Source organism: Patescibacteria group bacterium, from assembly GCA_041665365.1.
Taxonomy (GTDB): domain Bacteria; phylum Patescibacteriota; class Patescibacteriia; order UBA9570; family UBA9570; genus UBA9570.
Genome location: JBAYIY010000001.1, coordinates 25,277 through 39,162, shown reverse-complemented (window position 1 = coordinate 39,162; position 13,886 = coordinate 25,277). Strand labels below are relative to the sequence as shown.

Annotated in this window: 15 protein-coding genes; 5 read left to right on the top strand and 10 right to left on the bottom strand. The window is 41.6% G+C overall.

All coding sequences use genetic code 11. The annotated features are described in order from the left end of the window. Window positions 1–7 precede the first annotated feature (7 nt). Entirely contained in the window at window positions 8–1,408 is a 1,401-nt protein-coding gene (gltX, locus tag WCV88_00185) for a glutamate--tRNA ligase (GenBank protein ID MFA6474602.1), read from the bottom strand. Beyond that, window positions 1,401–2,063 carry a WecB/TagA/CpsF family glycosyltransferase gene (locus WCV88_00180; GenBank protein ID MFA6474601.1) on the bottom strand — a complete coding sequence of 221 codons (663 nt, stop codon included), beginning with the start codon at window positions 2,061–2,063 and terminating at the stop codon, window positions 1,401–1,403. The genes gltX and WCV88_00180 overlap by 8 nt, the downstream gene beginning before the upstream one ends. 43 nt (window positions 2,064–2,106) lie before the next feature. Here WCV88_00180 and WCV88_00175 point away from each other — a divergent pair, with 43 nt between their 5' ends. The 5 genes from WCV88_00175 to WCV88_00155 are packed head-to-tail and all read left to right on the top strand — an operon-like array spanning window position 2,107 to window position 6,915. Then, a complete protein-coding gene (locus WCV88_00175) occupies window positions 2,107–3,540 on the top strand; it encodes a hypothetical protein (protein MFA6474600.1) in 1,434 nt (477 codons plus the stop codon). A 4-nt stretch (window positions 3,541–3,544) separates the two neighbouring features. After that, window positions 3,545–4,318, top strand: coding sequence for a class III extradiol dioxygenase subunit B-like domain-containing protein (locus WCV88_00170; protein ID MFA6474599.1), 774 nt, complete (start codon window positions 3,545–3,547; stop codon window positions 4,316–4,318). 4 nt (window positions 4,319–4,322) lie between these two features. Continuing rightward, window positions 4,323–5,636: a hypothetical protein gene (locus WCV88_00165; protein ID MFA6474598.1), complete on the top strand. Its 1,314-nt coding sequence runs from the start codon at window positions 4,323–4,325 to the stop codon at window positions 5,634–5,636. 5 nt (window positions 5,637–5,641) lie between these two features. Continuing rightward, window positions 5,642–6,100 carry a peptide deformylase gene (def, locus tag WCV88_00160; protein MFA6474597.1) on the top strand — a complete coding sequence of 153 codons (459 nt, stop codon included), beginning with the start codon at window positions 5,642–5,644 and terminating at the stop codon, window positions 6,098–6,100. After that, window positions 6,097–6,915, top strand: a complete 819-nt coding sequence (locus tag WCV88_00155; GenBank protein ID MFA6474596.1) for a methionyl-tRNA formyltransferase — start codon at window positions 6,097–6,099, stop codon at window positions 6,913–6,915. The genes def and WCV88_00155 overlap by 4 nt, the downstream gene beginning before the upstream one ends. Here the strand turns inward: WCV88_00155 and WCV88_00150 are convergent. The 8 genes from WCV88_00150 to WCV88_00115 are packed head-to-tail and all read right to left on the bottom strand — an operon-like array spanning window position 6,895 to window position 13,884. Continuing rightward, window positions 6,895–7,638, bottom strand: a complete 744-nt coding sequence (locus tag WCV88_00150) for a glycosyltransferase family A protein (protein ID MFA6474595.1) — start codon at window positions 7,636–7,638, stop codon at window positions 6,895–6,897. The two genes, WCV88_00155 and WCV88_00150, sit on opposite strands and share 21 nt — an antisense overlap. Next, window positions 7,607–9,103, bottom strand: a complete 1,497-nt coding sequence (locus WCV88_00145) for a glycosyltransferase family 2 protein (GenBank protein MFA6474594.1) — start codon at window positions 9,101–9,103, stop codon at window positions 7,607–7,609. Before WCV88_00145 ends, WCV88_00150 begins: the two co-directional genes overlap by 32 nt. Beyond that, entirely contained in the window at window positions 9,069–10,193 is a 1,125-nt protein-coding gene (locus WCV88_00140; GenBank protein ID MFA6474593.1) for an aromatic amino acid transport family protein, read from the bottom strand. The genes WCV88_00145 and WCV88_00140 overlap by 35 nt, the downstream gene beginning before the upstream one ends. After that, window positions 10,183–10,665, bottom strand: coding sequence for a hypothetical protein (locus WCV88_00135; GenBank protein MFA6474592.1), 483 nt, complete (start codon window positions 10,663–10,665; stop codon window positions 10,183–10,185). Before WCV88_00135 ends, WCV88_00140 begins: the two co-directional genes overlap by 11 nt. Before the next feature lie 14 nt (window positions 10,666–10,679). After that, window positions 10,680–11,783, bottom strand: a complete 1,104-nt coding sequence (locus tag WCV88_00130; GenBank protein ID MFA6474591.1) for a DUF3048 domain-containing protein — start codon at window positions 11,781–11,783, stop codon at window positions 10,680–10,682. A 1-nt stretch (window position 11,784) separates the two neighbouring features. Then, window positions 11,785–12,846, bottom strand: a complete 1,062-nt coding sequence (locus tag WCV88_00125) for a DUF3048 domain-containing protein (protein ID MFA6474590.1) — start codon at window positions 12,844–12,846, stop codon at window positions 11,785–11,787. A gap of 8 nt (window positions 12,847–12,854) precedes the next feature. After that, a complete protein-coding gene (locus tag WCV88_00120; protein ID MFA6474589.1) occupies window positions 12,855–13,541 on the bottom strand; it encodes a 50S ribosomal protein L25 in 687 nt (228 codons plus the stop codon). A 1-nt stretch (window position 13,542) separates the two neighbouring features. Continuing rightward, window positions 13,543–13,884, bottom strand: coding sequence for a hypothetical protein (locus WCV88_00115; GenBank protein ID MFA6474588.1), 342 nt, complete (start codon window positions 13,882–13,884; stop codon window positions 13,543–13,545). Window positions 13,885–13,886: the final 2 nt, after the last annotated feature.

Genomic DNA, 13,886 nt, shown 5'->3' with positions numbered 1-13,886 from the left:
GCTACGTCTATTTTAGCAAGTTTATGGCGTTTTGGATACGGTTGAGGGTTTTTTCTTTACCTAAGACTGTCGCCACGGCAAAAGGCGGTGGTGAAGCTTTTTTACCGGATAAAGCTACTCGCAGTGGCCATAACACATCACCATTTTGGTAATTGTTTTGCTTGATCCAAGTGAGGATGTCTGGTTCTAAATTTTCAGAAAAAGATGTACTCAATAAATTAAATAAATCTTGTAGGTATTTTTTCGTACTGGCGGCATCAGATTTTTTCCAGACAAGCAAAGTTGGTTCATAAACTAATTTATCAGTAAAGAAAAAGTCAGTTAAAGCAGTAATGTCAGATAATTTTTTTAGACGTTCCTGTTCAAGCAAAACAACTTTTTGTTGATAATCCATGTCGGCCTCTGGCAAATATGGTCGACATTGTTCCAGTAATTGTGCCGGGGTTAATTTACGAATATATTGGCCATTATACCAATCAAGTTTGTCTGTATCAAAAATGGGATTCGCTGTATTTACTTGCTTCAGGTCAAACGCTTGTACTAGTTCGGTTAGGCTAAAAAACTCTTGGGTGGTTTTAGGATTCCAACCCAACAGCGCAATAAAATTAATCACCGCTTCAGGTAGATAGCCTTGTTGTTTATATTCTAGTAATGCGGCAGCGCCTTCACGTTTGGATAACTTCCCTCCCCCTTTATTGATGAACAATGACAAATGAGCAAAGGTGGGTGGTTGCCAACCAAAGGCTTGATATAACAAGACATGTTTAGGCGTCGATGGAATCCATTCTTCACCGCGAATGACATCTGTTATACCGGCAGCATGATCGTCAATGACATTGGCTAAATGATACGTCGGAAAACCATCGGATTTTAACAAAATCTGATCATCCAGCTCAGCGCACGCAAATTCAATTGGTCCGCGTACTAAATCGGTGATTCGAACAACACCGGTCGGTTCAATATTTAACCGAATGACGTACGGTTCATGATTGGCTAACTTGGCCGACAGTTCTTCAGCCGATAAGTGTAAACAGGTTTTATCATATTTAGGGGCGCGCCCTTTTTTCTTTTGCAATTCACGCATTAGATCTAACCGTTCAGCACTGCAAAAACAACGGTAGGCTTTATGGTCTTGTAACAGTTGTTCAGCATACTCTCGATAGATGGCTGTACGGGTAGATTGTTTAACTATCTCTCCATCCCATGCCAAACCCAGCCATTGTAAACCAGCCAAAATTGATTGCTCGGCGCCAGCTTGATATCTAGTCTGATCAGTATCTTCAATTCTTAAGAAAAATTTACCATGGTTTTTCTTCGCCCATAAATAAGAATACAAAGCCGTGCGCGCGCCGCCAATGTGGAGATTACCGGTAGGTGAAGGGGCAAACCGAGTGCGAACTTCAGACATGAAAGAGTTGTTTAGTATAATGTAAATAAGGAAAAACGAGCACCGCCGTGATAATTCTGTTCAGACGGTGTGGCTGCCACAAGACACGCCACAGCCATTCTAACCCAAGACGCTGAAAAAGCAATGGGGCACGTTTTTGTTGACCAGTAATATGATCGATACTCCCCCCTACTGCCATGATAATGCGGCTACCTTTGAGTTGGTGATAATGTTGCTCAATCCAATATTCTTGTTCCGGAAAACCTAAACTAACCAAAACCACGTCTGGAATTTTTGTAAACGAACCGCTCTCAGTAATCACTTCGCTATCTGGTAGATGTTGTTTTATTTCTGCAACAGAAGATAAGCCGGTGGTTTTTTTTACAATTCCAACCGTAAGATTATTTTTTTTAGATTGGTTTAATATATAATTCATAGTATCAGTACCAGTGACCCGTTCTGGCACTTTACCTTTACTGCAGTGCACAATGCCAATCCCATCTGGTAAATTTAAAGCACTGCGATTAAGACAGGCTGTATAATCTTTATGGTAATAAGCATAGACCAGAATTTCTGGATTGGGTGTATAGATAACTTTACGCTCAGTTTGTTGGAGCCACTGATCGAGTAAGTTATGCACTGCCTGTTTAGTTAATGGATCTATCCGGACACTCATAGCCCTTGAACTTTAGCACAGAATAAGATATACTCAAAGCAATATGTTTAATAGAATGATGCTAACATTAGCTATTTTTGTCCCGCTAGTGGTGCCACTGGCTAGTTTTGCCGCACCATTTAATCCGCATGATATCATCAGTAATGAGGACATGACCGATTATAGCCGAATGTCATTAACCAGTATTCAAACTTTTTTGAGCAATCGGGGTGGGGCGTTAAGCGATTATACAACAACTGATGTAGATGGCACACAACGCTCAGCGGCGGAAATTATTTACAACACTGCTCAGCGTTATCAACTCAATGCGCAATTTATTATTGCCACGGTACAGAAAGAATCAAGTTTAGTAACTGGGCACAACACAAATTTACTAGATTGGGCTTTAGGTTATGGCGTGTGTGATAGTTGTTCTAAAGACGATCCTCTCGTGATCAAGTACAAAGGCTTTGCCAAGCAGCTTGATGCCGCTGGCAACCAAATTCGCAATGGTTATTTAGCAGACCTGGAAGATCATAACAGTACTATTTCTGGTTGGGGGGTTGGCATTACCAAAACTACTCTAGATGGCATCGCCATTACTCCGCAAAACAAAGCGACGGCCGTACTTTACACCTACACACCATGGCTGGGTTATTACGGTGGGGCTAGTTATGTGGGTGGCAACTCATTATTTTACGACATCATGGAGGGGTTCTTTCCGAATCGAGCGTCAGTTTATTTACGTTATCCTAATCTAACTTTGTTGCAAGATTCTATTTCCGGTGCCGTGTACAAATTAGAGCGCAATCAGTTGCGGCCAATTACTTCAACCACGGCTTTACTGGCCAATTATAATCCAAACCAAATTGTCACAGTCGATAGTTCTGTCATTGATCGTTATAATTTTGGGACCCCGATTGCTGTGCCAAAATTCATCCTAGTACAAGGTCCCACTGGTGGCATTTATCTCATTGATGGTGATCATAACAAACGAGCTATCACCTCAGCCTCTGTTTTTCACAATTTAGGGTATAATCCTGAAGAAGTGATCCCTATGACGCAAGCCGAACTGAACATTATTCCAGATGGTGTGCCCATTACGGAAAACAATAAGTATCCGTTAGGTGCCGTGCTGCAAAATAAAACTAGCGGAGCCGTCGTCTATTTGGATGAATCTGGTTACATACATGATATTAGATCAAAAACTATTTTAGAAAATAGATTCAAAGGATATGCGATAGAAGCTGAGAGCCCTGCAGTATTACAACAGTTTCCGCAACGGCCAGCCATCAAGTATGCGGATGGCACTTTACTAAAAATTCCAGAACGCGATACAATTTATGTGATCGATGGTGGCAAGAAGCGACCCATTGCCTCGACCGGTATTTTAAAACGCTTAGGTGGTCGCGACCAAATTATTCAAGTGAAAAAAGACGATTTAAAATTGCATAAGACAGGTAAACCATTACGTCTAACTAAGTCAACTACTAAATAAATATATGTCCTTGGTTTTTGCTGCCATCGTGCCCCACTCCCCTAGTACTTTGCCAGGTATGAACGGAGATCAAGCTGGGCTAACGAATACTCGAACTGCCTTGAAAGAACTGGAAGGTGAATTTTATGTAATGCAGCCTGATACTATATTTGTTTTATCACCACATGCGCCAATGAGTGAAGCGTCTTTTGCGGTTAACCTATCACCCGATTTTATTTGCACCTATGAAGATTTCGGTGATGCGCAGACTTCAATTAAACTGCATGGTGATATTGAGTTAGTCTCAAAAATTCGTGAGTATGCCGATGCCCATCGTCAACCAGTACATAGTATTACGCAACCAGAATTGGATTACGGTGCCGCCGTGGCGCTCTACCACTTAACACAACATCTTCCATCAGTGAAAATTGTGCCGGTAAGTTTGGCACATTTGGGTGTGGAACAACATTACGCTTTTGGCCAGTTGTTACGCTCAGTGGCTTTGCAAAGTAATAAACGAATCGCCTGTATTGCCTCAGTCGAATTAGGCCATGCCATGACCGATCCGGCGGGAAAAGCCTTTGCCGATCGCATCATGAAAACTATTCAATCGGGTGACTTAACCCAACTCCAATCACTTAATCTTGATTTAGCTGAATCAGCTCAGGCGGTCAATGAGTTCCGCACTTTAGTATTATTGTCTGGAGCATTATCAGAAGCTAAAGTTAGAGCGAATATATTATCCTACGAAGTGGTGCATGATTCCGGATTATTGGTGGCACAATTCAATTTAATTTAACTCAATGTCAGACTGTTACGTACTGGTCAGTCCGGTGATTCGGGTGATTCGTGGCAAGGATCAATTTACCTATCGGTCAACCGCTGCTCTAGTTAAAGGTCAGTTGGTAATGATTCCCTGGCGTAATTCAAGTGTGCTTGGTGTTGTGCAAGACAATAATGTTACTCCTTATCCCACCGCCAAATGGATCGAAACTGTCTTACCCGATAAATTACCAGAGCCATACAACAATTTTTTACATTGGCTAGCCGATCATTATGAGATTAGTTTATCATCCGCCTATCTGGCTTGTCTCCCGCAGTTTCATAAGAAAAAAGCATTAAAAACCGCTCCACAGCCAGTCTTACCGCGTGCCTTGGTTATTCAAAAAAAACGCCAAGCGGTCATTCAACAAGTTGTCGATACCGTTGTCTCATTGCAGAGTTCAAGTACAATCCTTTATCAACGAAGTAATGAAGCCGCCGCGGTTGTGCTTGGTTTGATTAAACACGTAAAGGGTCCGGTGGTTATTATTTGTCCTGATCACACTCAGATAGCCTATTGGTCAGGCGTTGTGGCCCAATATCATCCACTAGTAGTCGAAGCTAAACATAAAGATACCATTCAATCGGCATGGCAGGTATTAGTAAATCATCAGCCTGGTGTTCTCATTGGTACAAAAAGATTGTCGCTTTTACCTTTAACCGAGGCAACGCGAGTAATCGTGCTTGATCCAGAAAATTCTGCTCATGAACAGTGGGATATGAAACCACGTTATCACGTTCAAACTGTCGTGGATAAACAAACTTACGCTGTTTACCTGAGTATGGCACCGCGCACCGAGCAAGTGGCGCATCAACCGATTGTTACTGCGCTTTTAACGGAAGATTATTTACCCAAAATTACCACTATAGCTTCGTCGCCAGGTGTTTTGTTTGCACCGGGTGTCTTGGCCGCCATGGCCGAAGCTACGCATGTGGTGTTGTGGCATAATCGGACGGTTAACGTCATTGATAAAACGATCAAACAAATGTTTCCGGATAAAACCATCATTGTTGGAACAACCGCACTGTTTAATAAACTCGATTGGAGCACAATTGATACTGTCATTGCTACTAGCCTTGATGCACAATTAACCCTGCCTGATTATCGCAGTCATGAAACCACTCTCCAACAATTAATCTGGCTTCGTAACCGTGTCGCCCGTTTGTATATACAAACTTATGCTCCAGATCACCCAGTAATTCAAGCGCTTCATCAGCCCTATCCAGAGCAATGGTACAAACAAACATTGCGCGAGCGTAAACGTTTTCATTATCCGCCATATGTGTTAATCTAGCGTTTATGGAAGTATTACCTCTTACCCTACAACCCAATAAGATATTACGGGCAAAATCGCATAATTTGCCCATTGCAGAATTACCAAATTATGTTGAATTAGGTCAACAAATGATTGTGGTCATGATAAAAAATACCGGTATTGGTTTGGCTGCCCCGCAGGTTGCAAAAAATATCAATTTATTTGTTATTAATAAAGATGTGGCTGGAACACCGGATCATTTAGTGCTCGCTAACCCGAAAATTGTATTTTCTTCTAAAACCATGAATGTTATGGAAGAAGGTTGTTTATCGTGTCCAACCCTATTTGGCGATGTGCGTCGGCCGGAAAAAGTGCGCGTTAAAGCCTATACTCTTGACGGCAAAAAGCATCTGTTTAAAGCCAAGGGTTTATTGGCTAAAGTGTTTCAACACGAAATTGATCATCTCACAGGCGTGCTTATTATCGATAAATTTGAAGCATGAAGCTAATTTTTTTTGGCAGTGGTTTAGTGGCTTTACCAAGTTTGACTTTACTAAAAGATAGTATTCAGTTGGTTGTTAGTCAGCCAGATCGACCTAGTGGTCGACAACATAGGTTAACTCCTACCCCAGTTAGTGAGCTGACAAAAACATTCGGGCTTCCATTGCAGCATAGTTTAAATGATTTACCCGAAGCCGATTTAGGCATAGTCATTGATTATGGTGTTAAAATCCCACAAGCGATCATTGATCATTTTCCATTTGGGATTATTAACCTTCATCCCTCTTTACTACCACGCTGGCGCGGTTCATCCCCCATTCAATCTGCCTTGTTATCAGACGATGCAGAAACTGGTGTGACCATAATGTTAATCGATACCGGATTAGATACCGGCCCCATTTTGTCACAACAGAATTATCCGATTTCTATACATGATACAGCCATTACTTTAGAAAAAACTTTAAGTCAAATTGGGGCAGATCTGTTAACTGAAACAATACATAAATATTTAAACCAAACCATCAGACCGCAAGCACAATCGACCTTAGGTGTAACAATCGCAAAAATGTTAAGAAAATCTGATGGTGAATTACGGCCAGATATGTCGGCTCGGAAGATGTGGAATCGGTATCGCGCTTTGCAACCTTGGCCAGGTGTTTATTTTGTAGAAAATGAGCAGCGCTATAAAATTACTCAGGCGCATTGGCAAGAGGGCAAATTTATTTGTGATATGATTCAACCGGCCGGTAAACCAGCCATGTCATTGGCTGACTTTGAGCACGGATATAAACAAGTACTATTTACGAATAGTTTTTAAGTGATTCTTGAACGCTTTATTGCGCGCCGACATAGAAACAAAATTTAGGGCATATGGTACGACGGATAAATTTAGACCCTGAAAACGTCTGGCTGTAGTTTTAATGCGATTATTAAAGACCCAACGTATTGAGCCATAGGCATGGAGTTTTTTGGCTAAATTAAGATCTTCACCGTATTGCAGGTTCGGGTCAATGCCACTGGTTTGAGCATAAACTGATTGGCGCACGGCCATGTTGTTAGCCGTCATCGCCATAACACCACCGGCTAAAAACCAAGATAGAGCCACTAAACAACGCTCAACAATCCGCACCAGTATGTTTATTAAGAAATTTCGATCGTAGAATAAATAACCACCAGATATTGCAACTAAATGTGGTTCTACAGTAAAGCGATGTAAAATTTTACGTAGCCAATGTTTTGGTACCTGACAATCAGCGTCGGTCGAGGCAATAATTTCACCACGCGCTCGAGCCCAGCCCGCCGCCCGAGCCGCCCCAACTCCTGGATTGGTTTCCTGTACAATAATGATATTGTCAAAAGTATTGGCGATTTTGACAGTGTTATCTGTACAATTATTATCAACTAAAATGATTTCATATTCATCACGTGGCAAACTTTGTTCAGTAACACTACGTAAACACCGCGCTATGGTCAGTTCTTCATTATAGGCTGGTATGACAATTGATATTTTAATGTGTTCGTCTGGATTTTTCAGTGACATAAAAACCTAGATATTTACCAAACAATAATCTTGTTTGAGCGCTTAGTGACGGGAATGAACCAAACACGATCATAGAAATCGGTAATAACAGCCATTGTACTATCATCATTATATATCGACTGGGTGAATAATTAACTGGTCGGCGCGGTAGAATCAGCGTTCCTAAAATAACCGATAAGATTAAACCAATATCGGCCACACTAAGCATGACATTTAGTAATTGTGGCGCAATGGTGGCAATTTGATCAGTCGCCTGCTGCCACTCAACCAAACGGAGTGGTACGTAGCCTAAAAAAAATATAATAATCGAAGCAGTTGCCCAAGACCAATGACCCTCTAATTGATTTATGACTGCTAAAATTCTTTTTCGTATGGGAATTTGTTTAGCCTGACGAAATTGCCAGAGCATAAACGGTATGTTTTCACTCCCCCACCCCCAGCGTTGTTGCTGCTTATAAAGATTTTTTAGACTCTTCCATAAATTATCCGATAAAACTGTATCCATATAAATAGGCATATGTAATGGTGTCACACTATAATGGCCATCATATTCCAAAAAACATTGTACAAAAATTCGTGAATCATCCGATACTACATCCGTTTGCCAAAAACCAACATCAACCAAAGCTTGCCAGGGCATACTATGTGACGCGAAGGTTAACAGACGCTCTGGCCGCACTTGTTCAGACATCGACCAAAACGTTGTTCCCATTGAGGCTACTCGCATAATAGCCGGTGAATCCCAGATATTATTGTTAAACATTGGAATGGGCTGGTAGCTCGTATGAAGTCGATCAGGATGCTGTAAAAAAGTGTAGGTTAAATAATCAAAATATTGCGGTTCAACACATGAATCAACATCTAAAATAGTCACCAAAATATTTTTATAAGGCAAACCGGCTTGGTCAATTAGTGGCTTAATATATTTTCCGGCAAAGGTTAGATTGGCTCCTTTGGCAGCAATTTCACCTGGAATATTATCAGGATGGGTGGTGACAATAATTTTTCCAAAACGATCGGCGTAGCGTTGTTGCATCGCTAGACCATTGGCAATACTGCCAGGAAAACGAGCTTCAGCGGCAAACACGATCCAAAGCCGGTCTGGGTCATAGTTGGTTTTAGCTAAAGCCGCAAATGTGGATTCAACTACATTAATATTTTCTGATGCGTTAGGGATAAAAATTATATGATAGATTTCAGTATTGTTCAAGGTCTTTAGTTTATCTGGCCAATTGATGCGCATGGTTTTTTTGTAAGTAAAAAAGGAAATAACGAGAAAAGTGTTAATGTATGCCACTTTTACCATCCAGTAAAAATCGTACACAATAACAACATAAACCATGGTGATAGGCGTAATTATCGTTAATAAAACAGCACCAATTAAAGTACCCCAAGACAACAAACCGGGAATCATTTCCAATAATCTATACTTACGATAATCGTTGAGCCACGATCCAAATTTCATAGGCAATACCACCAATAAAAACTAAATAAGCTAAACCATGTAAAATAAAAGATGATTTGGCATGGTTTATGTTACGCAATTGACGATGCATGTGCATGATAATTATACCATCAATCCCCCCAATAAATGTACCGGAGATGCCAAGAATTTCAATAAAACTCAGATTGTTTAGGGCTAAGATCACCAGCGGGGGGAGTAATGTGATAAACCAGGCTAAGGTTGGCTTGATATGCAGATCATACTGAAACATCTCTCGGAGTGCCAAACCGAGCACCAGAAAAGATGTGGTCATTGTGATACAACCAAAAATACTACCTAACCACAAAACTTGTGGTCCGAGCGCTTTTCCTAAACCAAGCACAGCACTTTCAGTTGTATTACTGCCGGTAATGCCCACTGTGACAATCGGAAAGACTAAATATATTACTAGTGGAATAATAGATCCAATAATAATTGCCAAGTACAGTTTTGACCGGTTATTTCCCAGCACTTCTTTCATTTCCGGTATGGCCGAGGCAGCGGCCAGCGCAAATAACACCACGCCGTATGGCAAAAATATATTTGCACCACTCGCAGTGGTATAGTTACTGATGTTGATGTGTGGTAGCGCATAGACAGTAAAAATAGTAATCAAAGACAGCATCACAATCATCAGTATTTTTTCCAAAACGCCGACAGCTCGAATGCCAACTAATAAAGCGAGCGCCAATAAAGAAAAATATACCAGTCCAATCCACGATTGGCCAAACAGGGCAAATAAAAGCTTATTTACTTCAACTAAGTAGGCACTCAAAGCTCCATAAAATCCTAAGCACATTGAGCAAACTGCCAGTATTTTCCAGCGCTTTCCTAAATACCTCTCAACATAGGCAGTATATTGATGGTGTCCAGGTATACTACTGACAATTTCACCATACGCCAAATTTACAAACAAGAGAACACAACCAATCACAAGCACATAAACAATTCCGACAAAAACTCCGGCTTGAGCAAACGCATAAGGTAATCCAAACACTCCTGCGCCAACGGCGGTACCAACTAGTAGCGCAACGGCGCTAAATAAAGAATGAGACCGTTTTTTAGAAATCAAGTTCAGCTGTGTCCGTCATCGCGGCCTCATCGACTAATTCATATTCAACCACACCTTGTGTTTTGTATTCAGTGAAATAGACTGTCATTATCTCAGGATTTTGACTATCCCCTTTTATATACTCCATGTAATCGGTCGCTTCTTCTGAATTTGTCCAGCCGGCTTTAGTTAATTGATCATTAAAATATTGGCGCACTTCTTCTACACCAGCGGTGGTTTGATAAGTTACATCAGCTTCAGAATCGTTTTTTGAATAATAACTGCGAATTGAATCTGGATAACGCGTGACGCCATCAATGTCTTTTCCGTAGACATCACTGGTTTCAACTGTGATGGTATCGTCCGCTATTAACGCTGTCTCATCTGTTGAGGTAGCAGAAGTATTAGTTGTTGTACTTGGTGTAGTACAACCGACACCTAGCCCGAGTAACACTGTCAGACCAAGTGGTAATATAGATGTGTATTTTTTCATATGCATACAGTATATCAATTAGTGCCTATATTTGGCAATATCACTTTACCGGTGGTTGGCACTATACTTATCCAAATGGCACCACGGTTTAATGATAATTTATTGCCGGTGGCATCTCGATAAATTGTTCTAGATTGACGATCGGTTTTACTCCATTGACCAGCTATGACGGCGCCATCTTGAGCAATGTAAGCTGTGCCGTTACCAGTGACAGCGTAGTTGATTCTACCCTCAGTGCCGGTTAAAACTCCGGGTGGCACCATTTGCACAATAACCACTTTCGGCGAAATGACTTGACCAGTAATCGCATCGGTTTGAGGATCCCCACCATTCTTGCGGTCATAACTATTAGTGGTTGGATTGTAAGTATAATCGACGGCATACAGTGGGCCGGAACCAAAATCAATACTCAATGGAGCAAGGCTGGGTTGAGCGACCGGTGTATCATCTTTAAATAACCAACTCTCATAAATTGGCAGAGATTGGGCCAAACCTTTATCTTGTCTGGCCTGCGTCAGTAAAGTGCCGCTGGTAAACAAATTATGTGGTGCCACCAAGGTTGAGTTTCTGTAAAAATATTTTGCTTCCGCTCCTAAAGCTGACAAATCTCGGACAGATAATCCATCAACTGCCTGCATCGCTTCCGGGCTACCACCGGCGTGAGCAAATAAGCCATCGTATTCTGAATTAAATTCCAAAAAGGTTGGTCGAGCACTGCGTACCGGGCCAAGGGCATCTGGTAGGTCACCGGAAAAAAAAGCAATAAAGCGCGTGATGCCAGCCTCAACCGGTACTTCGTATACAACTTGAGCAAAACTCAAACCTGATTGTGGGCGCACACCACCAAAGGCAGCATTTTCAATCATGATACCAAGCGGCCAAAGGTTAGCTTGATCGGTTGGTACTAAAACTCCATCAATGCGGCGCGCTACTAGTTCATCAGACGGTTGATTTTGGTCGGTAACAACGGTGGTAGATGTTTCAGTGGTAGATGTTTTATCTGTCGTTACCAGATCAACTGGTGCTTGCATGGCAATATATAAAATACCACCCCACACGGCACAGGCCATGATAGTGACGACACCGGCAATCAAACCCAATTTTTTATTAAGCGTCATATTAGTAAGTGACCGGAGTATCTAGTGTCACCAACTCAATCCAAGTTTGACCTCGATTCAATGCCCATTCGCTGCCAGAGGCATCATTAAAATGAGTGCGTTCACCACGCGTGGTCTTAACCCAACTGCCTGTCTCGACTGCTCCATCTTGAAATAAGAGTGCATAGCCTTGCCCGATAGTTTTAATATCAAGTCGGCCTGTAGCCGGTTCAAGCAAAGTGGTTTCCGCTCGTTGGATAATAATATCTGAAGCTGTGATATTAGCTTGCTCTACTCCCCCATTCCAGCGGGTATATAAATTCGTTGCGGGATTGTAATGCCATTCAACTTGATAGTCGGCTGTCGAAAAATTTATAGTGATCGGTGCCACTGAGGCTGGTCGCTCGTCTGAACTAATGTGATCCTTTAAATTAAATGGACGGTAAGTAGCTTCAGTTTGTACTAAATTTAGATCACGCAGCGCATAACTAAACAATTCAGAATTAGAAAATAAATTATGCGGAGCAGAAATTTCCTCATTACGATAATAGTATTCTGAATTATAGTATTGGTTTAAGTCTGTAATATAGGTTGAAGTATCTGTTGCGCCTAAAGCTTGTGGACTTCCACCGACATAGGCATATAAGCCACCATACTCTTCAGCTAAGTCAACAAAGTATAATCTAGCACTTCTAATCGGTCCGATCAGTGGAATGTCAGTATCTGTTGTGTAAATGGCCATAAAACGAGTAATGCCACCTTCGACTAAGGCTTCATAAACAACACTGGCCTTATCCAAACCAGATTGCGGTCTAATGGAAACGAGATTCTCAATCATCACTGCTATTGGAAAGCGCTTGGTAGCGGGCACTTCAATTGGTGGGGCTATTTGTTCATTACTATTATCAGACAGTGTGGTTGTAGCAGTTTGCCAAGGGAGTTTCCCGTAGTAGTTTAATACAGCATAAAATATCGCCAATAAGGCGATTAAACCAAACACCACTAAAGCTAAAATTTTGATTGCGCGATTACGTTTAAACCTCCACCAGAGATCTTTTATTTTTTCCTTCCAACTTTTATCCATAGACTAGGTTATTTTTTGTCTGTTTTGGCTGGAGCCGGTTCTACTTCTGCTGTTGGCTTAATCACACCTTCAACCTTGGTCACGTCTTCACTCACTTTAGCGTTCAATGAGGCTAATTCTTCATCACTGCGCGGTGGTTCAACTACGGCCAGAATTTCACCGGGTTGCTCAACCACTTGAACTCCATCTGGTAGAGTGATGTCGCTGACTTTAACACTATCTTCAAAGGTTTTAAGTTTACTAATATCAACCGTCACGTCTTTAAACAACTTACTGGGCAAACATTTAATAGTAATATGATCCTTATTTTTAATAAAGGTACCGCCTAAGCCTTTTACCGCCGGTGCTTCACCGGTAAATATCAACATCACTTGGGCAGAAATCACTTCATCCATTCTCACAGCATGAAAATCAACATGCTCTAACTTGTCTGTTAAATAATCACGCGTTAATTCTTGAATAACTACTGGGACAGTTTTTTTATCATCAATCGATAAATCGATCAAACTACCACCTAAACCAGCCTGACGATAGACCGTTTCTAGAGCCACAGCATCAATTTGAATGTTAGTTGCGGTCGTGTCATGTCCATAAACGACACCGGGTACGACACCGGTTTTACGTAATTCTTTTACAGCTTTTCCTAACACGGTTCTTGTCTTAGCCTGCAATGTAATAGCCTCAGTCTGGGTCATACTAAATATGTAAATTAATAATTTCTGTCACTACGTTCTTGTTATTAAACCAGCGATGACACGCTTGTAAATCGTCCTCAGTTATACGACCGGCGCTACGAAATTTAGCCACATCATCTAATGATAGATCGGTAGCCAGGCCAATGGAGCTAACTAGAGGTCCGGTGCTCAATAGTAATGCAACCGTCGCACATTGGCAAGTGCGGCACTTCACATGCACTAACTCAGCCCCGTGGTTCTCGCTTACTATGGCCGTGTCTAACTGTGCATAACCGGCGCGGCAATGCGGGCAAACCGCCATCAGCTTCTCAAGCGCACCAATAGTTTTACTAATGTTATGCATAA